This is a genomic window from Nitrosopumilaceae archaeon (genome assembly GCA_035631875.1).
GTDB lineage: Archaea > Thermoproteota > Nitrososphaeria > Nitrososphaerales > Nitrosopumilaceae > TA-20.
The window spans coordinates 1-23,462 of sequence record DASQHX010000007.1 but is presented as its reverse complement, the minus strand read 5'-3'; the positions used below and the strand labels follow the sequence as shown (position 1 = coordinate 23,462).

The window sequence follows — 23,462 nt, the reverse complement described above, 5'->3', positions numbered from 1 at the left end:
TGGTTTGACGATTCTATAAAGTGTTCCTGTAGTTAATGATTTTTACTATTTAATTAATTTCAAAGCAGTTTTTATCACATCTGCACCAGCAAGCAAACCAATTTTTCCTTTCTTTGCCTCATCCTCAGTAAATCTTTCAGTACCATCTTTTTTTACCGAGTCCCCCGAAACCAAAACAGGAACTGGATCATCACTATGTCCTCGATTAATGCATGGTGTAGAATGATCCCCTGAAATCACAATTGAAACCTTTCCAGTATCTATGTTATCAAGCAACGTTCCAAAAAATCTCTTGTCTATCTCTTCAATGTTTTTCATTTTTCCTATTGCGTCACCATCGTGGCCAAATTCATCTGGGCCTTTGATATGAACATATATTGCATTTTGAGTCTCCATTGCCTTTGCAGCAACTCTTGCCTTTTCTTCATAGTCTGTCAAGCCTCCTGCGCTAAACGTCTTCATCTTTAACACGTTTGAAATTCCAATCTCTACTGGCATATCAACTATGCATGAAAACTTCATTGCATGCAGATCATTTATGGGAATGACATCAGGAAATTTGTTGCCAGCATCACGCAATAATATGCTATTCAAAAGTTTCCTTCCTTTTTCTTTACGGATTTTATTTGTCTCACTTTTTTTCATTATGTCTAGTGACTGTTCCGTAAATTCATTGACAAGAGCTGCAGAAAGCTTCGCACTAGGGGACTCGTTAAGAGGCAAGGACTTTTCAATCTCTAGATAGTCTCCAGGGGCTCTTGCAACTCCCATACCAGCTATTCTTGCATAGGCAGGATCTGTATTGCTTATTTCAGAAGATAGGCGTTCCCCATCACATCTTATTCTAACAACTAGCCTATGTCCTATAGTTGGTGCTACAACAACTGAAGCTTTAGGATTTGAAAATTTTATCTTTCGTTCTATCTCAAGCGAAACTGCAAGAGCATCATCTCTCTCTATGTTTCTTCCAGCTCTTCTATCAATTATGATGTTCTCATCATCTACTGTTGCAAAGTTACCACGCAAGGCCAAGTCTCCATCTTTGAAGTCTATGCCTATTCCTATTGCTTCTATCACACCTCTGCCAACATAATCTACATGTTGAAATTTGTATCCTAGCATGTTAAAAACTGCAATATCGGATTGAGGAGCAATTCCTTTTCCTACTGATATGACTTGGCCAATGGAACCATTTCTTGCAATCTTATCCAGATTGGGAGTCTTTGCAAAGCTTAGAGGAGTAGAACCTTTTAGATCTGGATGTGGAAGATCTCCAATGCCATCTAACAGAACATATATCATATGTACATCGGAATTATCAGAAATTTTTCATCAGCTCACTTTCCGAGTTTGTTGTGTTACACATAAACTTTACAATATTTTTTTATCCGATCTCTGAAAAGGTTTTAACTTACTAGATATGGACTGTATTGATATGGGGGATCTGCGTAAAGACTATGTAGTTGAAAAATTTGTTATTGTTTCTCCCAACAACCACATAGCTATAGATTCAAAAAAATGTCCATTCTGTCCTGGAAATGAATCCATGACAAACCCATCATCACTTTCACTTGTCGCAAAAGATGGAATGCTACAAAGACTACAAGACAGCGAAGATTATTTTGTTGAAGGCTGGTCGGTTAGAGTTTTTGAAAGTAAAAATCCTGTCGTCTCTACAGACTCTGAAAATTCTTTCAGTGATAGGCCTCTGTATAGTGAACCTGCTTATGGGTATCATTACATCGTAGTTGCATCTGAAAAACACAAAGATTCTCTTGCCACATTGCCTACAGAACAGTGGTCAAACGTTCTAGTAGTTATTCAAGACAGACTTCGTTGGCTTTATACCCAAAGGGGAGTTACATATGTCTCAATCTACGTTAATCATGGTAAAGAAGCAGGTGGTTTTACTACTCATCCTCACATAAACGTCGTCACTTTTTCTACAATACCTCCAACAATAGAACTAGAAGCAGAAGCTGCGCACAAAATTTTAAATGAAAAGGGAATATGTGCAATGTGTCAAGCTGTAGCTACAGAGACAGGAGGACCAAGGCAAATACTCCAAACTGAAGGATTTCTTGCATTTTGCCCATGGGCACCATCTCATCCATATGAATTCTGGATTTATCCAAAAAAACACATAACAAGTTTTTCAAAAATTACGCAAAAAGAGATTAATGATCTATCATTGATATTGCGTGCAACGCTGGGTGGACTGGCAACTACAATGAAAAATCCTTCTTACAACATGGTCTTTCATCTTTCACCAGAAAAGAAAAACAATAGACAAATCCACTGGCACATAGAAATATATCCACAAGATGATTCTTGGTCAGGACTTGAGCGAGGATATGGAGTATTTCTAAATAAGATTACTCCAGAAAAAGCTGCAGAAGAATTAGGCGCTTCATGTAGGAAAGAACTTGCTAATCTTGTCGGCATTGTCTAAATGATATCTATTTTTCTAATCTAGAGTTAAAAATAACATTTGTCGTATCAATCACTTGGTTTATTTATTGAATTAAAAAAATAATTTCTATGGCAATTGAAAAATGGGTTGGTGGTGCAAGCCTTGCTTGGTTTATACTGTTTGTTGCTGAAATTTTATCACTGTTTAATTTTCTTGCACATGCTTCACCTACAGACATAGAAGGATTTGACATTGGACCCAAAGTGCTTGAATTTATTTCAATTGGTATCGGTCCAGCATTAATTCTAACTGGTCTGTCATACTTGTTATCACGCAGATATGGTTCAAGATTTATTGGTGCGATGGTTGTTGTTGGTGGAGCAGTATTACTTGGGGGCATGTATTATGCAAATACTTTGCTTTCTACTATAGATGCAAAATACCTTATTACTGAAGTGACACTTTGTCCTCCTATATTTATGGCAGTATCAATACCTGTCATGATATTTGGTGGTCTGCTGTTTAAGACTAAACCAAAGCCAAAAAAAGACTATTTTTTTGATCGATGATCAATTCTCATAGAATTTGAAAAATGCTTAAACCCTAATTTTTTATAAAATGGTACTATCTCATCTGCACAATCAAGTACAGTTTTGTAGCAACCTTTTTTTTCTGCATATTGTATTAGTGCTTTGATTAGTTTTAGGCCAATTCCTTCTCCCTGATGTTCTTTGCTTACTACCACATCTTCTATGTGGCCTACCCTGCCACCATTATGAATAAATTTTGGTTCGATGAATATGGTAGCGGCGCCTATTATTTTCGAATCAGATACTGCAACATAGATAATATGATCTGGTATTGATTTCATTTTCTTAAATATAATTTTGGCTTTTTTTGGGCTCAGATCACTTGCTTTTCTAAGGGAATCTAAAGATGCTAAAAAACCATTGAAGAGATCCTTTTCTTGTAATTCACGAATTTTTACAGTCATGGTTGGTATTAGATTTGGCCAAGCTTTTCGAGATAGTACTGATATGCTTTTCTGTAGGAAGTTTTGTCTCCAATATCTATGAAACCTTTCTTAATTAAAAATCCACTCACTTTGTTCTTGCGTGTAATTGCACTTTTTATAACATCATCCATGCCATAAGGTCTGTTTGGAGGAATTAATTTTAGTATGCCAGGCTCCATCACATAACATCCAACATTGATGTTCCCTTTTATCTCTGGTTTTTCTTTCCACGCTGTTACTTTGTTGTTCTTGTCTGTCTCTATGAATCCATACTGAAGTTTTGTTTTGTATTCAAATAACGCCATTGTGGTAAATGATTTTTTTCTTTTATGATAATCTACCATGTTTTTTAAATTAAAATCAAAAATAGAATCACCATAGACACAAACAAAAGTATCATCAATAAACTCCTCAGCTGTCTTTAGCTGTCCGGCTGTTGCAAAAGGCCTATTTGCTACTGCATATTCTATTTTTACTCCAAACCTACTTCCATCTTCAAAATAGTCCTCTATCGTTCTTCTCAAATAACTGACACACAGAACAATGGAATCTATGTTGCTCTTTTTTATCCAGTCAATCAAATGCTCAAGAAGCGGTTTTTCACCTAATGGGAGCATGGCTTTAGGAAGAAAAGTCGTATATGGTTGAAGCCTTGTACCCAGTCCGCCTGCAAGAATTACAGCTTTCACGAAACTATGTTTAAAATTCTGGTATTTATGTTGAAGGATGAAATGTCATTATGCAACTATTTTGATAAGCTTGCCAAGAACTCCATTTGGGTTAGTTCCAAAAATCAGGATCATTGGCTCTTTCCCAAGGTCACCCTTGTGAAATATTAAATCTACAGGCTTGGATGAATTTCTAATTGCATTTTTAATTCCCCATGATATCGTGTTTCCTTCTCTAGTCTTAGTTTTAGCGGGTTCTGATGATCTTTTATAATGTGATACAGTAAATTTTTTTGAAATTGCTTTTTTGATAAATTCCTTGTCATATTTTATGTTGATGCCAGATCTAATGGCAGGAAACTTTTTTGCCATTTGCAAAACAGCAGACCCGACATGTTTTGAGCCACCATACTTCAAACTGCCAGTCACTATTGCATTGTCCCCAACCTTTACAATTCTGCCAGAAACTCCTAAGACATCATTTAATGATTTTGGATTTTTTCTTGAAAAAACAAAGTTTGTCTGAACTTCTGGTATGTGTTTTGATATGTTTTTTAAATTTGTAAATTTAGAAATTGCATTTGATAATTCCTTTTCTATTTCATCACTATTACCTGTTTTTGTTACAAAGATACCCTTTCCAATTTTTTGTGAATTTGTTATGGATTTAAACGAGAATTCTTTTGCGAACTTTATTGAATTTTTGAGGCTATGGCCTTTTGCCAGACTTGCTGCTAAGGAAGATGAAAAATTACATCCTCCACCATGAGTTGTACGATTTACCCTCTTTCCAGAAAAGGAGTAAAATTTAGTTTTCTCCAGAACATAGTCTGTTACATTTTTGTTATCCAAATGACCACCTTTTATGACTACATTTTCTGCACCCATGTGATGGATCTTGATTGCTGCTCTTCTGACATCTTTAGATGTCCTTATTTTTATGCCTGTAAGCCTCTCAGCTTCTGGTATGTTGGGAGTTATAACAAAAGACAGAGGTACGAGTAATTTCTTAAAAAGAGGAAAAGCCTCATTTTGTAATAAGATTCCTCCAGTTGTTGATTCAAACACTGGATCTAAAACTATTGGTATTTTGGTCTTTTTTAATTCTGAATAAATTATTTTTATTATTGATGAACTATATACCATTCCGATTTTTATTATATCAATATTAAAATCTGACAAAACTGATTCAAGTTGACTATATACCATGTCAGAAGAAATTTCTTTGACTTTGGAAAACTTTGATGTATTCTGACTAGTTATTGCTGATATGACTGTCAGACCATGGACTCCAAGTGTAGTCAATGTTTTCAGATCTGCCTGGATTCCTGCCCCTGCTGATGGATCAGATCCTGCTATGGATAATACAATCACAAATTTAAGACATGAAACTCACGTTTAAATCCAATCATTTGGTAGAAATAATGATTTGACTACACAAATGAGTTCTGCACGTAGGGGAATTGCAACAGAAGAAATGAAAGCAGTTGCAAAAGATGAAGATGTAACTTTAGAGTGGTTAGTACCCAAGATAGCAAACGGTTCCATAATTGTTCCACACAATAATGAAAGACCGCAGAAAATTAGAGTTGTAGGTATTGGAAAAGGAATGAAAACCAAAGTAAATGTAAACATTGGTAATTCTACACTTTCAAATAATTTGGATGAGGAGATAAAAAAAGCAAAGGTTGCAGTAAAGTATCACGCTGATACCATAATGGACCTCAGCGACGGTGGTGATGTAGGGCTCTTTAGAAGAACTCTGCTAGATGCCGCACCAATAACATTTGGCACGGTTCCAGTGTATGAGGCATATAATTATGGTGTGCAAAAGAGCAAGAATCCACTTGATATTACCGAGGATGATTTTCTCAAAGCATTTGAAAGAAACGTCAAAGACGGCGTTGATTATACCACGATACACTCTGGAATTACAAAAGATATTGCAAAAAGGATTCTTTCAGTAAAAAGACATGCTGGAATAGTAAGCAAGGGCGGTACCATTACTGCTGCCTGGATGCTAAAGTATGACAAGGAAAACCCATACTTTGAGCATTTTGACTATCTTATTGAATTGGCAAGAAAATATGATGTGACATTTAGCTTGGGAGATGCATTAAGACCAGGCTCTATTTTAGACTCTCATGATGAACTGCAGGTACAGGAAATGATCAATGTATCCAGACTAACAAAACGAGCTCATGAAAAAGATGTCCAAGTTATGGTTGAAGGCCCAGGACATGTTCCATTAAATGAAGTTGCAGCAAATGTGCGACTGGCAAAATCTCTGATAGGCGATGTTCCATACTATGTTTTAGGTCCGCTTGTTACTGATATTGCATCTGGTCATGATCACATTGCAAGTGCCATTGGTGCTGCAATTTCTGCAAGTGAAGGAGTAGATTTATTGTGTTATCTTACGCCGTCTGAGCATTTGGCATTGCCAACCCCAGAAGAGGTAAAGGCAGGACTAATCGCGTATAGAATTGCAGCTCATGCAGGTGACTTGGTAAAGTTACGGGACAAGGCAATAAAATGGGACATGGAGATGACCGAGGCAAGACGCACATTAAACTGGGAAAAACAAATTGCACTTTCTATCGACCCAGAAGAGGCATCTCGTATTCATGGAAGGGTTGGTCAGATAAATGGCAATACAGTTCCGTGTACAATGTGTGGAGGAGCTTGTGTGTACATAATGTTACCACAACAAAGGTACAACACTCCAGAAGAAATAGAAAAACTACATCAAGCTATCTAGAACTTTATCCAAGCTTGGAACTGTCTGATATTTTGAAATCTCACTGGGATAGATCCATTTGTATTCTGAATTCTCCCAATTCAGTTTAATGTTTGGTTCTTTTACAGAAAACAAAAAAGGGAAAACTGTCCATTCATGATTTGTATACTGCGATCTTATCTGCATTTGAGACGCCGTCTTGAGTAGAACAAGAGAATTTTCTGTCACCCCTACTTCCTCAAAAATCTCTATCTTTGCTCTTTGCAGTGGTTCCTCTGTTCCTTCTATTATGCCGCTTATACCAGCCCACTGACCCTTTAGGGTCTTTACATTTTGACTACGTTTTAAAATGAGAAACTTGTCTGCATGTAAAAGAAAAGATGTGACAATTTTTGTGGAGTACAACTATTTTTCTACAGAGTTTACCATCGCTATTAGTTTCTTATAAGCTTCGTCAAGATCTACATTTTTCGCTAGTCTTTCCTTGGTGACATTTATGTATTTTATAATTTCTTCAGACTTGTTTTCCTGAATTAAAATAAGCATCCTACCAATATCTTTCCATAATTCTTCAGCATATCTTCTAATCTCAGGATTTGAAATGATAGTCTCTAGGAGCTCAGCTGACTCTGTCATTATTCCTGCAGTGAGTATTTTTTGAGCTTTAAATGTTGTACCTGACATCTTTTCTACCAGTGTAAAGTTTTCCTCCTTTGATAGAATGTTTGCAAGTGAAAGGTTAACAAGATGTGTCATACCCAAAATCATTGCCATTTTTTTGTCGTGCTCTACGGCATCAATTGAAACAAAAGTTGCATCGGGAAAAAGAGATTTTGCCATGAGAAGTTCTTTTTTTGCATCCCTGATTGGAATAGATATGATGTTCTGACCTTTGAGTTTTTTTGTACCTGGTCCAAACATGGGATGAATGCAAATAGGATTTACCTTATCTGGGATTTTTGATAATGCAGAAAATGTTTTTAATTTTAGAGATGAAATATCTATAAGATAAGAATCTCGCTTCATTTCTTTTGCAATTAATCTGATTGTTTCAGGAGTGCGTTTTACTGGGATTGCAAGTATTACATAATCGACATTTAGAATTGCGCCAACTAGAGACTTGGCTTTGGTTACCAGTTTGTTTACAATTTCTTTTTCAGAATCATAGGCAATGACCTCAAAACCCTTCTCTATAAAATATTTCGAAAACCATTTGCCCATCTGTCCTTCGGAGCCAATAATTGCAATTTTTTTCTTTATCATACTATTTCCTTAATATCTCATCTATTATTTGCATGCCTTCGTTAAGTAAATCTTCTGGTTGACAGGCAGATATCCTGACAAAATTCTGATAGTTCCCAAAGGCTTCGCCAGGTGCGATTGCAACTCCTAAATCAAGAAGATTGTTGATAAAAGAAGCAACATCAAAGTTATCCTTTCTTACTTTGGCAAAAAGATACATTGCTCCATTAGGTTCTACAAAGTCCAACTGCATGTTTTTTGCTTTTTTTATCAGAAGGTCTAGTCTGTTTCTCATGATTTTTGCATTATCGCTAGTGTCTGCATCAAGTGCTCTAAAGGCCACATATTGGATTGGTTCTGCAACGTTTGTAATGCATAATGCTTGAAGCTTTGCCATTTTGTCTATTATGTCTGGGCTTGATATTGCATAACCTATTCTAAAACCTGTCATGGCATGTGATTTTGAAAACGACTGTGTTATGATACTTTTATTGTATTCGTAGGCAAGAACGCTTTTCCATTTTCCATATGCATAGTTTGAGTAGATTTCATCACTTAAAACATAGAGGTTATTTTTTATTGCAATCTTCATTATGTCATCTTGAATCTTGTCTGGGAGAATCTTACCTGTTGGGTTGTTAGGATAATTTAGTACAATCATTTTGGTATTGAGGTTTATCGTATTTTCAATCTGATCTATGGATGGCTCCCATTTGTCATCTAGTGTAGTTTGTATTGTTCGAACCTTAATGCCAGAGTTTAGCGCGTTTTCTCTATATGCTGGCCACGCAGGTTCGATTACTATCATTTCATCACCTGGATGCAATAGATTAGAAATTGCAAGAAAAACTGAAAATCTTGCACCTGGTGAAACCATGATGTTTTGAGTTTGTATTTTTACGCCATATGACAAGGAAACTTTTTTTGCCAAATTTTCTCGAAATTCTGGCATTCCTTTAGAATCACCGTATTTTGTGTATCCTTTATCGTAAACCTCTAAGAGAGCTGATTTTACAACTTTGGGTGGGTAAAAGTCTGGTTCTCCAACTTCCATGTGGATAATTTTTTTCCCTTCCTTTTCCAAAGCTTTGGCTTTCAAAAATATTGAAAGATGTGTTGATTTGTTGGTGGATTGTACCTTGATTGATTCATTTAACAATAAATTCAAAAATGCCGAAGCTGTTTTTTCATCTAGGCCAATTTCTTTGCATAATAAAAGAACTTTAGTTCTAAGCTGGTTCTCTCGCTCCTCATTTGTTACACCAAGACCCAAATTATTTTTAAGGCTGCCAATTTCCTTTGCAACATCATTTCGTTCTTTTAGAAGTCTTATCATATCAAATGTGATCTTGTTTATCTTATCACGCAGCTTTTCAATATCAGACATTTCTATTTCAGAACCGATGGTATGAAGCCATTTCTAATGGCATGATCTGCTAGAACAAGAGAGACAAGAGAATCTACCACTGGAGGTGCACGCGGAACAACACAAGGGTCGTGCCTTCCTTCCACTATCAACGACGCGGGTTTTTTTGTCTTTATGTTTATGGTGTTTTGCTTTTTTGCTATAGAAGAAGCTGGCTTGAAAGCTACTCGAAGAACAATTGGCATTCCAGTTGATAATCCCCCAAGTATTCCGCCTGCATTGTTTGTCTTGGTTACTATTTTTCCATTTTTTATTATGTATTCATCATTATTTTCTGAGCCCTTGATTGTAGAACCATAAAACCCGGAACCAAATTCAACTCCCTTTACTGCCGGAATTGAGTACAGTGCCCTACTTAGATCTGATTCCAAGGAACCAAAGATTGGTTCACCCAAACCTATTGGAACGTTTAGTGTTATGGATTCTATTACACCTCCAACTGAATCTCCACTTCTTCTTACAGCAAGTATTGCAGCCCGCATTTTCTTAGCTATTTTGGTATCAGGGCATCTTACGTCATTAGAGTAAATCGCATTTTTCATCTTTAGTGTAGCTTGATTTTTCATTTTTATTTTACCTACTTGTGAAGTGTAGGAATAGGTGTCAATGTCCAAAGTCTTTGAAAGAAGCTTTCTTGCTATTGCTCCTGCCATTACAAACGTGGCAGTCAATCTGCCAGAGAATCTTCCGCCCCCACGATAGTCATTGAATCCCCGGTATTTTATAAAAGCAGGATAATCAGAATGCCCAGGTCTTGGTTTTATTATGAGATTTTCATAGTCTTTGGATTTTTTATCTTGGTTCCAAATTATCATTGTAATTGGTGCACCAGTGGTGTATCCTCTAAAAATTCCTGAAAGAATCTCTACCACGTCTTCCTCTTTTCGCTGGGTAGTTACTATTGACTGGCCTGGCTTTCTAAGATCAAGCATTTTTTGTATGTCTTTTTCTTGTAATTCTAGACCTGCAGGACAACCATCTACTACAGCTCCTATGCATCTTCCATGAGATTCACCAAAACTTGTAAGCACAAATCGCTCACCAATAGAACTGTATGACACAATGAAATTTTCTCTCTAGATGCTTATAATCCTTATAGGAATAATATACAACAATATGCAAATTCGTGATGCACAACCAAGTGACAAACAGGCTGTCTTGGATTTTTGTAAAGACACATTTTCTTGGGGGGATTACATCTCTGATGTATGGGATTCTTGGATTTTACAGGGAAATCTCTTTGTCGCTGTTGAAAACGATATCCCTATTGGTCTTTCTCATCTTGTTTTTATAGACAATAGACAAGCTTGGCTTGAAGGAATCAGAATTCATCCAAATAACAGAAGAAAAGGATATGGAAGAAGGATAATTTTACACTGCGAATCAATTGCAAATTCTAAAACAATTAGGATGATAATAGAAAGTGATAACACTCCCTCAATTGACCTTGCCAAATCAATGGGATATGTCATTGAAGATTGGTGGCGACTTTATGCTCTAACGCCAAAAAAAGAAACTTCATCTGTGGTTTTAGCATCTAATGTCAATCAGGTTACAAGATTTGTATCTTCATACACATATGTTGATTCATGGAAGTGGCTTCCGTTGGAAAGCTCAGACTTGGAAGAATTAATACGACAAAAAAGAATTCTATTGTCTGTACAAAATGGACGAGTTTTGGCAATGGGAATATGGAATGAATCCAAAAACTTTGCAAATGTTTTGCAGCTTGGTTTTATCAACGGTACAGACGAGGGAATGCTGGATATTTTACGATTTATCCAAAACAAAGGTCATGAATCACACTCTGAAAGAATTCAGGTTTTTTCTCAGGCAAAAAATATACTAACTATGGAATCACTAACAAAGAGGCCACTTTTTTACTTGATGAAAAAAGATCTAAAGAAAAATCTATAATGATTATATTAATCTGAAAGAATTTTTGCCCCAATTGCATTCATGTCTTGAATGAATGTTGGATATGAAACATCAACTGATAGTGGATCAGAAACAGTACAATTCCCTACAAACATTCCAGCAATACAGAATGCCATAAACAATCTGTGATCATCAGACGAATTCAAATCAGCACTTTTTAGAATATCGGGTGCTCCAAGAATCAACCCATCTTCTTTTTCTTGTACCTTGATGCCAATTTTTGCAAGTTCACAAGCCAAGATAGCAATCCTATCGGTTTCCTTAAATCTTGCATGCTTTACGTTGTAGATTTCAATCGGTTTTGATGTCTTTAGTGCAAGTATTGCCAAAGCCGGAAGAAGATCAGGTGTGTTTGAAAGATCAAATCTTCCACCATCAAGTGATGATGGAGTCTTTACAGTTATTCTATCATCCAAATTTATCTTGACACCTAGCTTTTCAAGATGTGCTATCATTTCTCTGTCTCCTTGTGGAAGATCACCAGCTAGAACAGAAATTGTCATTTTATCCCCAATTAATACTGCTGCAGAAAGTAACAACGCCATGCTTGAAAAATCAGAAGGTACTGTAAAATCTGTTGGTATGTATTGCTGTTTTGAAATGTTGTATTTTTTGTAAGGAGATATGGTATCAACATTGACACCAAATTTTTTCATCGTAGATATGGTGGCATCAAGATATGGTTTTGATACAAGATTTCCTTCTATATCCAACTTGACACCATTTTCTGTTTTTGGTGATGCAATCATTAGTGCAGATATGAACTGACTCGAAACTGAGCCTGAAATTGATACCTTCCCTCCAAGAATTTTTCCCTTTACAGTTATCGGGGGCTTGCCATCTGTTGATGTGCACTCTGCCCCAAGATCTACTAATGCATCAAGTAATGGTTGCATTGGTCTTTTTCTAAGACTTGAATCTCCGGTCAGTGTTGTTTTGGTATTTGAAAGTGATGCTATTGCAGCAGAAATTCTGATCGTTGTTCCTGAATTTGATGCATTAATCTCATTACTTTGCAGTTTCAAATCCCCTGAACTTTCTATTGTTAGATTAGTGCTATCTTCTTTGATTATTGATCCAAATGTTTTGCATGCATTAATTGTTGCAATGGTATCCCTTGAAAGCAGCACGTTTCTTATCTGACTTTTTCCTTTTGCAAGTGATGCCAAAAATATCGCCCTGTGGGTGTAGCTCTTGTTTGGAGGACAGATTATATTTCCTGAAAGCCTTGCTTTTTCAATTTTACATTTCATAGACTTCGGCCTTTTTGTTGTTTATTTCAGAAATTATTGTAGAGCCTTCCATAGAAGCAAATATTTTTTTGATATTTGAAATACTTTCTTTTTTTGTAATTGCGGCAATAGATGGTCCGTTGCCAGAAACTGAAGCTGCGAGAGCTCCATTTTCTACAAGATCTGTAAGAATTCTAGGATCAGAATTTAGTATAGTGGATGTTGCAAGGCCGTTTAACATCATCGCATTCCAATAATCAGAATTGCTTGCAAGTGTCCATGCCTGAGAAAATACTCCTTCAAGAATTTTTAGCTTTTTCACATTACTGCGTTTTCGTGAGCTTGGAATGAATATAATGGCTAGCAAATCATCTGGTGCTTTTTCTGATTTTATGATTTTTTGATTTGTATTGTCTGTGACAACAAAACCTCCAAAATAACATGCACATGCATCATCAAATGCTCCTGTTATGCTCACCTTGGTTTGTATAGATGCCTCTACTCCATACTTGAGAATCTCCAAATCTGATATCTTTGGCTTGAATAGTTTAGTACAAGCCAATGAAACTACAGACGAAATAGCACTAGAACTCTTCAACCCATATCCAGAAGGAATATCTGATTTGACCAATACCGTGATCTTGTTTTTTTCAAGATCTGCTTTTGGTATGGCTCTTTCCATTACTGCTCTTATGAGACGCGAGCTTAGACTGGACTCTTTGTTCTCAAAATATAGTCCAACACCAGGTGTGGCATGAATATCAGCTTCTACGTTAAGTGATATACCAAGTGTCGCTCCTTTGCCAGTTGCTATTGCATTTACTATGGAAACTGCGCCATGCATGATCGCCTTTGCTGCTGGCATTAAAATCTCCCCAACAATGTTAATTTCATTGCCTGATATGGTGCTTCTCGTCCAGTCCAAATCTCAAAAGAACGCATTGCCTGACCAAGAAGCATTTCCCATCCATATATGATAGTCGCACCTTGTTTTTTTGACTGTTCAATTAATTCAGTTTCTACTGGCATGTATACAATATCATAAACTATGGAATCCTTTGTTATAGTTCTAGTTGAAATGGGACATGCGTTTCCTTTTAGACCTATTGATGTTGCATTTACAATAAACTTGTATTTTCCTGCTATCTCCCCAGCATTTGATAAATCAGAATAATCTGATTGCATTCCTAGATTGTTTGCAAATTTAATAAGGTCATACGCTCTTTCTGCAGTTCTATTTGCAATAGTAACCTTATGGGCTTTTTCTTTTGCAAATCCGACAACAATAGCTCTGGCTGCTCCTCCTGCACCAACAAGTAAAACATCAGAATCCTTGCAATCTATTTTTCTTTTTTTTATTGGATCTAAAAATCCATCCATGTCCGTGTTATACCCTTTAAGAGAACCATCATTGTTGACAACTGTATTTGTTGCGCCAATTGTTTTACAGTTCTCATCTGTTTCATCAAGAAACTTCATCATGTCAACTTTATGTGGTATGGTTACATTAAATCCAGAAATCTGAATTTTTTTTAATGCTTCAATGCCAGATGCGAGTTCCCCTTTAGGAATTCTATATGCGATATACGTACAATCTATTCCTAAAAATCCAAAGGCTGCATTATGAATAGCTGGTGAAAGCGAGTGATCTATTGGATCTCCTATCACTGCATAAGTTTTAGTCATTGTTTCAACTCAAAGATTGATTTGGTTTCGTCCAGACTAAACTGGCCTGGAGCTACTGGCTTGCCAAGTGAAACATACGTGTAAGGACTACCTAACTGTGTGCAGAGAATTCTTGACATACGCCCATAATCTCCCATAGCAAAGGCAACGAGATTGGTGTTGCTCTGAAATTTGTAAAGCGACAAAATGCATAATGTGTCTTTCATTGATTTGGCAGTGGTTACAATTTTAATATTTTTTGAAAATTTTGTCATCTTTTTTCTCATTGCTTTTAAGATATTGATGTTTGGTGTTTTTGCAAAATCATGCCATGATATTAACAAATTTGTTTTTGTTTTTCTCAAATACTGGCGTAATGCCTTGTTTTTTCGTATTGTGTTGTATTCCACGTCTAAAAGATATGGATTGTATTCTGCAATTAATTTAAGAATAGAAATTCTGTTTTTTTCACTACTAGAAAACTTGCCTCCCTCTGATCTTGGCCTTAAGGTACAGATGCATCTGTCAAGATGTTTTTTTATTAAATTCAGGGTTAATGGAACCTTGCTTGGTTCCATAAAATCAAATCTTATTTCTATATAGTCAGATCTTTTTAGTGAAGATTGCAATAGCTTGTTTAACTTTGCGGGACTTGACTCTGCTAGTGTGACACATGTCTTGTATGCCATATTTTTAGTTGATATGTTGTGAAATTAAGCCTTTGTTCAAATAAAAGATTATGAGTGAATCTATGGTTGTGTAGACGAATTATTTTGAGAAATAAAATCCAAATCTTTTTGATATAATCACAGTACCAATTATTGATACTGCTACTATCATCCCTGTCAAAGGTCCAAACTCTGGTACTGGCGGACCTATTTTGGATGTCTTAATTTGAGTAGAGTTTTCATTTGGGACAACATAAAACGTATCTGCTGATGTTTCAAAATAATTTTGATCTTGGTTAAAGTTTTGAGGCTTACTTGTGAGAAGTAGAGTGTATTCTCGTCCATCATTTAAAAAGAAAATTAGGTGCTCATTTTGAATATTAGTAGTGTCGTTTGGATATTGTGTTAAGGATACTGCTTTGATTATGATTCCATCTTGGTATCTTTGCAATCCTGATTGTAAAACCTTAGTTTGGGAGTCTGTCCCACTGTAAGATAATTCATTTGAAATTTCAGATAAAATATCTCTATCAGAAAATGTTCCTAATACAGAGACTACTTGTTGTGATATTGGTTTATAAAAAATTGCGAGGGTTGCAAGTCCAGTGTGATTAGCATTTGAAAATATTACTATGGCCTTACTTGGTATACTTGCAGGAACATTTAGTATAGTCCAATTTCGTGGTGGCGTAAATGAAAAGCTATTTGTATTATCATGAAATGTATTTGATTGATCATATCCCAGTGTTTTTGAAAACATGGGGATTTGTTTGGTAGAATTTGAATCAGCAAAAGCACTGGTATAAAGACATGATATACTAATTACAAGAAATAACAATACGAGACGGAAGATTTTTGTCAATACTCTCGGTAAAATAATGCCCGTTTATTAAATGAAATTAGATTAAACAAAAAGAATATGTGATCTTTGTTCAAATATTAAAAAGAAATATACGCCAATTTTTAGGATGCAACCGTTATTCTTAATTCATCAGTCAAGAACCTGATAGATTTGAACATTTCTTTAATAGAAGTACTAATCTCATGCACGTCCTGGCCGCTACCGCTAAACGAATCCATTGTAGTTTTAGCAGATTTGACCAACTCTTTGGCTTCGGTTATGACACCATTCTCTTCTAGATGTTTTAGTGTGTTTTGCATCTTCGTGGATATCTCATTCATGTTTTCTGAAGTCAAGCGAACATTTTCTATGTTCTTGACCATCTCTGGTGTTTTGAGAACTTCGATGATTTCCTTGACAATCTTTGCAGTATACATGATGTTGCCAATGGATTCTTGCACACCAGATGATCTAATCTGGTGCATTAATTCTACTGCCCCTGAAACTGTTTCTTTTATCTCTTTTAGCTTGCTAGTCTTTTCTCCATCTGTCATTCTTATCCTACCCCTAGAAACAAACCGCAGAGAAAGACTTTGACCATAATAAACATGTCCTCTTTGCCTTCCACGAACTTCATGATGTGAAGTGCGTGTTCTATACATCTTGCTAGTATGACCGAGTTCTCCACAATGTCTCTGATTGATGGTATCGTTATCATGACAATACTTGGTAGAAAAATTATATATCGATTCAAGACGGTTTTGCAACAAAAATGTTGGGTTTAACCATATCAAAATCTGAATGCTACACCGCCGATCTTTGGAAATCTTTCCAGCACACGATCAAAACATTAAAGGTACATTTTTGTAACCTTTTCCAAATATTAAATAGTAAAGTAATTCATGATTGTCATGTGGAAATCAAATTCTATCATTAATGCTGATTCCAAAGATCTTTCTAAAATAGGCAAAAACAAGGTTGCACTTACTGTTACCTCACCACCATATCATAACGCGATTAACTATACTGAACATACAACTTCTAAAAAGTGGTATAGAGGAACAGTTGGGGGAACGCTTGAAAATTGGCTTAATGAGATGAAAACAGTTTTTTCTCAGGTATACCAAGTCACAAAACCTGGCGGTTTTTGTTGTATAGTAATAGGAAATGAAATAATTGAGGAAAAAATCAAACTTCCTCTGCCTGCTTTGTTGCTAACTGAATTAACAAAAACAGAGATTGGTTGGAAGTTTTTTGAAGAAATAATTTGGAACAAGGTGACAGGCGGAAAAAAAAGATTCAGAGTTACTGTACAGCATCCATACCCAACATATTATTATCCAAATATTATGCATGAGCAAATAATCATTCTAAGAAAGATTCCATTTCATAACATCAAGGACAAAAAAAGTAAATTAACAATTAATGATATCATGAAAAAAGAAATTGCAAATTCCATATGGCATATAGCTCCAATGCCTCCAAGCTACAGGAAATTTCATCCAGCAGCATTTCCAGAAGAAATCCCATACAGGCTGATTCAGCTTTATAGTAATGTCGGGGATCTAATACTTGATCCATTTGCTGGAAGTGGTCAGACAACAAAGATGGCCAGATTTCTTAAACGAAAATACATTGGGGTTGATAAATCTGCAAAATATGTAAAGATAGCAAAAAAACGAACTACTGGACAGCCCTCTCTGAGGAAGATGCAGCTTGTTCCGTATTGGAAAAATCCAGAACCTTTGAATATATAACGAAATAAATTCGCAAAGGTTATGTACTAAGTTTTGAAAATAATGTTGATGGTTACATCAAACAGCAAGTCTTATTTCAGAACTGTCGAAGCTAGCCACAGAAAGCATGCTAGTGCTATCAAAAAAGCAAGATCAAAACAAGGTCTAATGAATCTGTACTGGAGGCATAAGCGTGAGCACGAACAGCTTCTCAAACGCCACTTGCGAGAAGAGATGGCTGAGATAAACCGATTAAAAAAGAAAATAAAATAACTCTTTTTTCTTTTTCTATAATTATTTTTCTACAATATATTCGTCGTCTACTTCCATTCCAAAGTGCCTGCCAGTTGCTATTTTGGCATGAGCCAAAACAGTATCTCCTTTTTTGAGATGAGTCACTGAAATCAAATGTCCATTTGGTTTTACAAATCTGATTGTTTCTGCATTTTGTGCTATGATTCCCCCAACCTCATTTCCAATCTGTGCTTTGATCATAAGCATTGGTCTGCTTTCAATTTTGGAGCGGCCAACAGTTGCCCTCCTTGCCCTTCCATGTGAATCCAAAACCAATACTTCAGAACCAGTCTCTAGCTCTGACAAGTATTTTGTAGTTCCGTCCGGTGAAAGTGTATAGCAGTGAACAGCACCTGCATTTACTCTAAATGGTCTTGGGGATGTAAATGACGAGCCAACTGATTCGTTGTGAACCAAAAACAAAAAGTTTGATCTGCTTCCAATTAGCATTCCCTCTCCACGTCCAAGCATAGATGCAGTATCTACACATACTCTCTCACCGTTTCCAACTTCTTTAATTTCAAGTATCTTGGCAGGTTTTAGCTCAAAACTTCTTGTTCCAAGATATACGAGCACTTCTCTTACCTCGTTAATGGAATCTGTTGAAAATATTACACCATCTACACCGATTTCTAAAATAGAGAACATCTTTCTTACTTCGTCTGGATTTCTTGCAGTTGCAAACACCTTGGTGTGGAGTTTGTGCAATTTGGCTATGATATTTTCAAGTGGAATTATTTTCCAATCAGTGACATCTACTATAACAAAATCAAGTCTCATCTTTGCAAATTTTAGTATGTTTTCAATGTCTAAGTTTGATAGGACCTTGAATCTCATGCCAATTTTTTTACCCTTGTATTTGATAGGCTTGTCCACTATGACATAGCTTGCACTCTGAGAGGTGTATAATGTTGATAGCTTGGTTTTCATTCCTCTTATGCTCTGCGGGTCTACGTTTATGATCTTGATTCCTTCGCTCTCAATTTCAGCAAGAAATTTGCCAAGCTGCCCCCTGGATACTTTGGGGGAAATTATTAACTCCCTATTTTTCGTCAAGATGTTTTGCAGCTTCCTTCGCAGCCTCTTTTCTAAATATTATGCCAGCTAGCGCATGAGTCATCTTGCCTGGATTTTTGTGCTCGAAAATATTCCTGCCATATGTTACTCCCTTGGCTCCTGCTTTCATTGCGTCTTCGGTCATTTCTAATATGTCCATGTCAGTTTTTGCTTTTGGGCCGCCAGCTATTACTATTGGAACTGGAGTACTTTTTACAATTTTTGCAAATGAATCTACATCGCCAGTATACAATGTCTTGACAATGTCTGCACCAAGCTCTGCCCCGATTCTTGCAACATGGCCTACAATTACAGGATCGTGTGGATTTTTGATGTTCTCTCCTCTAGGATACATCATTGCCAATAGGGGCATGCTCCATTTGTGACAATCGTCTGCAATTCTTCCAAATTGTTCAATCATTTCTGGCTCTTCTTTTCCACCAATGTTGATGTGAAGAGAAACTCCGTCGGCACCAAGTCTGAGTGCTTCTTCAACAGAGCCAGTTAACATTTTTCTATTTGGGAAAGTTGAAAGTGATGTACTGCCTGAATAATGTACTAGTAATCCCACTTTGGGTGGTTTTGGAAATGTCTTTAGAATTCCTTTGTTTACTATGACGGATGTTAACCCAAAATGCTGACAATCATAAACTAACGAATGAGGATCTTCAATTCCCTTTAGGGGACCACTTGAAATTCCGTGGTCCATTGGAATGCAAAGCATCTTTCCTGCCCGTAAAATCCGATTCATTCGGAGTTGGTGGCCTGTGACCATTGGAGTTTATCCTCGTTGTGCCCTACTTAAAAATACCGGGTATGATTTGCTGTCAAGAATTAAATAAGATGAAACAAACCCAAAAACAAATTGAGTCAGGTTACAAAAGATCTTTATAGTTCTGAAATTGGAGACATTTTAGAAAAGTCGCTAAATGGAATTAGACCTGGACTAGATGATTGCATGCGATTGCTAGAATCAAACGACGTTCATCTTATTGGTCTGGTGGCTGGACATCTTACCAGAAAAAAATTTGGAAAAAAAGTATCATTTGTAAACAACATGATACTAAACTATACTAACGTATGTATAACTGACTGCAAGTTTTGTGCATTTTACAGACCGCCAGGACATGAAGAGTCTTACACTGTTACACTTGAAGAAATTGAATCACGAATCAAGACAGCATCTGAGATGTTTGGAATTACTCAGGTATTGATTCAAGGAGGGCATAATCCAAAACTTCGAATTGAATACTATGAAGATGCATTTAAAATGATGAAAAAAAAATTTCCCAAAGTTGGCATACATGGATTATCTGCATCGGAAATTGATATGATATCTAGGGTAGAAAAAATTAGTACAAAAGAAGTTCTTTCAAGATTAAAAGAAGCAGGATTACAATCAGTACCTGGTGCAGGCGCAGAGATTTTAGTAGACTCTGTCAAAGATATAATCAGCCCAAAAAAAATCTCATCTGAGCAGTGGCTGAAAATAATGGAGGAAGCTCACACCATGGGACTGCCGGCATCTGCAACGATGATGTATGGACATATAGAATCTGTAAGAGATATTGCAGAACATTTCATCAAAATTGTAAAGCTTCAAGAAAAAACAGGAGGGTTTATGGCCTTTATTCCTTGGAGCTTTGAGCCAAATAATACCCTAATGCAAAAAGAAGAGACTGTGAAATACTCTGCGGGTGGCTCACAGCTGCTAAAGATGATAGCAATATCAAGAATCATGTATGATGGATTAATCCAACACATACAATCCTCATGGCTTACAAATGGTATAGGTATGGCACAAATTGCACTGCAATATGGTGCTGATGACTTTGGGGGAACATTGCTTGGCGAAGAAGTTGTCTCATGCACAGGTTCCCGCTCTACAGAGCTTACTTCAAATAAAATAATACATGCGGTAAAGCAAATTGGATATCAGGTAGAAGAACGAGACAATTTCTATAATACAGTTCAGATGCACTAAATTCCGTAACTAGACCACTTGGCATCAACTATGTTTTTTGTATCCTCGTCAACTGAGACCAATTCCTGAATCTCTCTTTGATATCCTTCTTCTTTGGTTTTTTGCGTTGCATCAATTCCAAGCTTTGATCCAAGATTTACTAATGATGATGCAGGATCCAATGTGTCAGTAGGTGTGTTGTTTATTATGATAACATCTCGTGCAGCATCAGCTCTAGTTGTAATTGCCCATATGACATCATTCATGTCATGCACATTGACGTTTTCATCTACAACAACAAAAATTTTTGTTAATGCAAGCTGACCCAGACCCCATAATCCCATCATTACTTTTTTTGCCTGACCTGGATATCTTTTCTTAATAGAAATGATAGCCATTCCCTGGAACCATCCTGCAGCCGGCATAGAAAAATCAACAACTTCGGGTTGGAACATTTTGATCAAAGGCAGAAACGAGCGCTCTATTACTTTACCAATAAAAGCATCTTCTAAGATTGGCTTTCCAACAATTGTGGTAAGATAGATTGGTTTTTGTCGTCGCATTATTCCAGTCAAAGTAAATACAGGATATGGCTCTGGCGGGGTATAGTATCCGGTGTGATCACCAAACGGTCCTTCCATTTTGATATTTGACGGATCAACATATCCTTCTAGTACCAGTTCTGCGTTTGCAGGAACTTCAAGATCAACTGTCTTGCATTTTACTGTCTTGATTCCGGTCTTTCTTGTTATTCCAGCAAAAAGATATTTGTCTAGCCCTTCAGGAACGGGTGCAACAGCAGAAAATACTGTTGCTGGGTCTGCACCAATTATTACTGCAACTTCAATTTTATTTCCTGCATCTTTTTTGATGTCATAATGATGTGCTCCTCTCTTGTGCTTTTGCCAATGCATGAGAGCATGTGTGCTGTCAAGTATCTGCATTCTATATACTCCTAGATTTCTGACATCTGTATCTGGATGTTTTGTAGCAACAATGCCAAAAGTGATGAATCTTTCAGCATCTTTGTGCCATGTTTTTAAAATTGGAATTTTATCAAATGACGGTGACGCTTCAAAAATTTCTGTCACAGGCCCACTTTTTTGTAGTTTTGGCACAATATCTGTCATCTTTGATAGTTCCGGTAATTTTTTTATTTTTTCAAAAATTCCACTTGGAATTTCCATCTTTGTCATATCCACAATTCTCTGACCAATTTGAGTAAAATCGTCAGTTTCTAATCCAATCGACAATCTTTTTAATGAACCAAAAGCGTTTCCCAAAACTGGCATGTTATAATTTTTTACATTTTCAAAATAAAGTGCTGGACCATTTGAATACATATTTCTTCTTAAAATCTCAGCAATCTCTAAATTGGCATCAACCTGAGTTTTTATCCGCTTTAGCTCATCTACCTTTTCCAGCTTTTCTACAAACTCGCCAAGATCTTCTATTACCATAGAACTACTGAATTTGTATATTGTATAAGCTTAACTGGATTTTTACACAGCAATTAGAGAAAAGATTTAACAAAAGGAATTTAATTGTCTATCAAGGAAACTCGTCAACGTGACTGATCAAAAATGCGCCGTTTGTAATGGACAGGGTAAGATTGTACTTTTAGATACACCATGTTCATTTTGCAACGGCACTGGGGAATATACAAAAAGCGCTGAAAGTTATCTGAAGTCACATATTTGTCAATGCATCTTTTTGGATAGGGTTACATGTCCACTATGTGGAAAAAAATGTCATCATGATACTCCTAACAAACCAAAAATTTTGCTTGGGCCTGTCTAGCCTATTGGGGGCAACTCGGTTTTCTTGTCATGGCCACCAGATCCAAATTTGCAGTAAAAGCATTGGTCTGATTGCATGTATTTGAGCTGTTCAATTTGTATTGCGCCAATTTTAAGAGCTATTTTGGTAAGCATTCTGTATTTGAAAGGCATTGCAGGAATTACTTCTTTTAGATATACTTTGTAGTGATCAGGGCAAAACTTGAGTGTGATCTTACCGACTTCTTTACTTGTTTGACTTACGGTTCTTGCTACATTGATCTGCTCTCTTATGTATTCATGTTTAGGGCAAGGACAATTCCTACCTCCTGGGTGTTTATAGGCAGGTGTGTTCTTCCAGTCAAACCCGGGATACTCTCTTTCAAAATCGTCCAACAGAGAATAAATTCCGTGCGCTTCTTATAAAACTTCTATAAATAATCACGTTTACACCTGATCAAAATCTAAATAAACTACATTTGCATGACCAAATAGCACATGTCAAAAGAAATCAAACCAAAAAAACCACGATCTTCTACTAAAAAATCTACTTCCGAACTTGAAGCAAAAATAGCTGAACTTGAAGCAAAGCTTGGCCAATTATCATCTCAGGTAAAACCAGCAGAACAACATGCAAAACATACACCACCACCTCCGGCACCAAAACCAAGACCGGCAGCTTCAGGTCCTACTCATGGAACATTACCAGCAGGAATGGCTCCTCCACCAAAACCAAAAGAGGCACCAAAACCATCTACTACATCATCAGTATCATCTGGCGAAGTTG

Annotated in this window: 26 protein-coding genes; 8 read left to right on the top strand and 18 right to left on the bottom strand. The window is 36.5% G+C overall.

The window, feature by feature from the left end:
* Positions 1–45 precede the first annotated feature (45 nt).
* Positions 46–1,302, bottom strand: coding sequence for an alkaline phosphatase family protein (locus tag VEU72_01690; protein ID HYL65848.1), 1,257 nt, complete (start codon positions 1,300–1,302; stop codon positions 46–48).
* Between the two features lie 133 nt (positions 1,303–1,435).
* On the opposite strand from VEU72_01690, the gene VEU72_01685 reads away from it, so the two are divergent.
* Together VEU72_01685 and VEU72_01680 are read left to right on the top strand one after the other, a co-directional pair.
* Positions 1,436–2,452: a DUF4921 family protein gene (locus VEU72_01685; protein ID HYL65847.1), complete on the top strand. Its 1,017-nt coding sequence runs from the start codon at positions 1,436–1,438 to the stop codon at positions 2,450–2,452.
* 89 nt (positions 2,453–2,541) lie between these two features.
* Positions 2,542–2,982, top strand: coding sequence for a hypothetical protein (locus VEU72_01680; GenBank protein ID HYL65846.1), 441 nt, complete (start codon positions 2,542–2,544; stop codon positions 2,980–2,982).
* Here VEU72_01680 and VEU72_01675 read toward each other — a convergent pair.
* The 3 genes from VEU72_01675 to thiD are packed head-to-tail and all read right to left on the bottom strand — an operon-like array spanning position 2,964 to position 5,470.
* Complete coding sequence (locus VEU72_01675) at positions 2,964–3,407, bottom strand: GNAT family N-acetyltransferase (protein ID HYL65845.1); 444 nt, start codon at positions 3,405–3,407, stop codon at positions 2,964–2,966. The two genes, VEU72_01680 and VEU72_01675, sit on opposite strands and share 19 nt — an antisense overlap.
* A gap of 8 nt (positions 3,408–3,415) precedes the next feature.
* The gene (locus VEU72_01670) at positions 3,416–4,117 is read right to left on the bottom strand and encodes a nucleotidyltransferase family protein (protein HYL65844.1); all 702 of its coding nucleotides are present in this window, start codon (positions 4,115–4,117) and stop codon (positions 3,416–3,418) included.
* Positions 4,118–4,165: 48 nt separating this feature from the next.
* Entirely contained in the window at positions 4,166–5,470 is a 1,305-nt protein-coding gene (gene thiD / locus VEU72_01665) for a bifunctional hydroxymethylpyrimidine kinase/phosphomethylpyrimidine kinase (GenBank protein HYL65843.1), read from the bottom strand.
* 55 nt (positions 5,471–5,525) lie between these two features.
* Between thiD and thiC the strand changes: the two genes are divergently transcribed.
* Positions 5,526–6,857, top strand: a complete 1,332-nt coding sequence (thiC, locus tag VEU72_01660) for a phosphomethylpyrimidine synthase ThiC (protein ID HYL65842.1) — start codon at positions 5,526–5,528, stop codon at positions 6,855–6,857.
* Here the strand turns inward: thiC and VEU72_01655 are convergent.
* Genes VEU72_01655 through aroC form a run of 4 tightly spaced genes read right to left on the bottom strand, consistent with a single transcriptional unit; the run spans position 6,840 to position 10,568 of the window.
* A complete protein-coding gene (locus VEU72_01655; protein ID HYL65841.1) occupies positions 6,840–7,241 on the bottom strand; it encodes an NUDIX domain-containing protein in 402 nt (133 codons plus the stop codon). The two genes, thiC and VEU72_01655, sit on opposite strands and share 18 nt — an antisense overlap.
* On the bottom strand, positions 7,242–8,099 hold the full coding sequence (locus VEU72_01650) for a prephenate dehydrogenase/arogenate dehydrogenase family protein (GenBank protein HYL65840.1): 858 nt from the start codon (positions 8,097–8,099) through the stop codon (positions 7,242–7,244). It abuts the gene before it with no gap.
* Position 8,100: 1 nt separating this feature from the next.
* Positions 8,101–9,465 (bottom strand): aminotransferase class I/II-fold pyridoxal phosphate-dependent enzyme, encoded by a 1,365-nt coding sequence (locus VEU72_01645; protein HYL65839.1) that lies wholly within the window; start codon positions 9,463–9,465, stop codon positions 8,101–8,103.
* A 2-nt stretch (positions 9,466–9,467) separates the two neighbouring features.
* Positions 9,468–10,568, bottom strand: a complete 1,101-nt coding sequence (gene aroC, locus VEU72_01640; GenBank protein HYL65838.1) for a chorismate synthase — start codon at positions 10,566–10,568, stop codon at positions 9,468–9,470.
* Positions 10,569–10,584: 16 nt separating this feature from the next.
* On the opposite strand from aroC, the gene VEU72_01635 reads away from it, so the two are divergent.
* Positions 10,585–11,421, top strand: coding sequence for a GNAT family N-acetyltransferase (locus VEU72_01635; GenBank protein HYL65837.1), 837 nt, complete (start codon positions 10,585–10,587; stop codon positions 11,419–11,421).
* A gap of 8 nt (positions 11,422–11,429) precedes the next feature.
* On the opposite strand, the gene aroA is transcribed toward VEU72_01635, so the two are convergent.
* The 6 genes from aroA to VEU72_01605 form a co-directional block, all read right to left on the bottom strand.
* Positions 11,430–12,695: a 3-phosphoshikimate 1-carboxyvinyltransferase gene (aroA, locus tag VEU72_01630; GenBank protein ID HYL65836.1), complete on the bottom strand. Its 1,266-nt coding sequence runs from the start codon at positions 12,693–12,695 to the stop codon at positions 11,430–11,432.
* The gene (locus VEU72_01625) at positions 12,685–13,539 is read right to left on the bottom strand and encodes a shikimate kinase (GenBank protein HYL65835.1); all 855 of its coding nucleotides are present in this window, start codon (positions 13,537–13,539) and stop codon (positions 12,685–12,687) included. The genes aroA and VEU72_01625 overlap by 11 nt, the downstream gene beginning before the upstream one ends.
* Entirely contained in the window at positions 13,539–14,360 is an 822-nt protein-coding gene (gene aroE, locus VEU72_01620; GenBank protein ID HYL65834.1) for a shikimate dehydrogenase, read from the bottom strand. The genes VEU72_01625 and aroE overlap by 1 nt, the downstream gene beginning before the upstream one ends.
* Positions 14,357–15,028 carry a type I 3-dehydroquinate dehydratase gene (aroD, locus tag VEU72_01615; protein ID HYL65833.1) on the bottom strand — a complete coding sequence of 224 codons (672 nt, stop codon included), beginning with the start codon at positions 15,026–15,028 and terminating at the stop codon, positions 14,357–14,359. Before aroD ends, aroE begins: the two co-directional genes overlap by 4 nt.
* Positions 15,029–15,107: 79 nt before the next feature.
* Entirely contained in the window at positions 15,108–15,869 is a 762-nt protein-coding gene (locus tag VEU72_01610) for a hypothetical protein (protein ID HYL65832.1), read from the bottom strand.
* A 101-nt stretch (positions 15,870–15,970) separates the two neighbouring features.
* The gene (locus tag VEU72_01605) at positions 15,971–16,615 is read right to left on the bottom strand and encodes a hypothetical protein (protein ID HYL65831.1); all 645 of its coding nucleotides are present in this window, start codon (positions 16,613–16,615) and stop codon (positions 15,971–15,973) included.
* Positions 16,616–16,759: 144 nt separating this feature from the next.
* On the opposite strand from VEU72_01605, the gene VEU72_01600 reads away from it, so the two are divergent.
* Both VEU72_01600 and VEU72_01595 read left to right on the top strand, forming a co-directional pair.
* Positions 16,760–17,605 (top strand): site-specific DNA-methyltransferase, encoded by an 846-nt coding sequence (locus VEU72_01600; protein HYL65830.1) that lies wholly within the window; start codon positions 16,760–16,762, stop codon positions 17,603–17,605.
* Between the two features lie 48 nt (positions 17,606–17,653).
* Positions 17,654–17,857: a hypothetical protein gene (locus VEU72_01595; protein HYL65829.1), complete on the top strand. Its 204-nt coding sequence runs from the start codon at positions 17,654–17,656 to the stop codon at positions 17,855–17,857.
* Between the two features lie 21 nt (positions 17,858–17,878).
* Here the strand turns inward: VEU72_01595 and VEU72_01590 are convergent, their stop codons facing one another.
* Positions 17,879–18,934: a 3-dehydroquinate synthase II gene (locus VEU72_01590; GenBank protein ID HYL65828.1), complete on the bottom strand. Its 1,056-nt coding sequence runs from the start codon at positions 18,932–18,934 to the stop codon at positions 17,879–17,881.
* Positions 18,921–19,709 carry a 2-amino-3,7-dideoxy-D-threo-hept-6-ulosonate synthase gene (locus VEU72_01585; protein ID HYL65827.1) on the bottom strand — a complete coding sequence of 263 codons (789 nt, stop codon included), beginning with the start codon at positions 19,707–19,709 and terminating at the stop codon, positions 18,921–18,923. The genes VEU72_01590 and VEU72_01585 overlap by 14 nt, the downstream gene beginning before the upstream one ends.
* A 90-nt stretch (positions 19,710–19,799) precedes the next feature.
* On the opposite strand from VEU72_01585, the gene mqnC reads away from it, so the two are divergent.
* Positions 19,800–20,918, top strand: coding sequence for a cyclic dehypoxanthinyl futalosine synthase (gene mqnC / locus VEU72_01580; GenBank protein ID HYL65826.1), 1,119 nt, complete (start codon positions 19,800–19,802; stop codon positions 20,916–20,918).
* On the opposite strand, the gene VEU72_01575 is transcribed toward mqnC, so the two are convergent.
* Both VEU72_01575 and VEU72_01570 read right to left on the bottom strand, forming a co-directional pair.
* Positions 20,915–22,357, bottom strand: coding sequence for a menaquinone biosynthesis decarboxylase (locus VEU72_01575; GenBank protein HYL65825.1), 1,443 nt, complete (start codon positions 22,355–22,357; stop codon positions 20,915–20,917). The genes mqnC and VEU72_01575 overlap by 4 nt on opposite strands.
* A gap of 336 nt (positions 22,358–22,693) precedes the next feature.
* A complete protein-coding gene (locus tag VEU72_01570) occupies positions 22,694–23,071 on the bottom strand; it encodes a hypothetical protein (protein ID HYL65824.1) in 378 nt (125 codons plus the stop codon).
* Between the two features lie 102 nt (positions 23,072–23,173).
* Here VEU72_01570 and VEU72_01565 point away from each other — a divergent pair.
* On the top strand, positions 23,174–23,462 hold a 289-nt coding region (locus tag VEU72_01565), incomplete at its 3' end, for a hypothetical protein (protein ID HYL65823.1).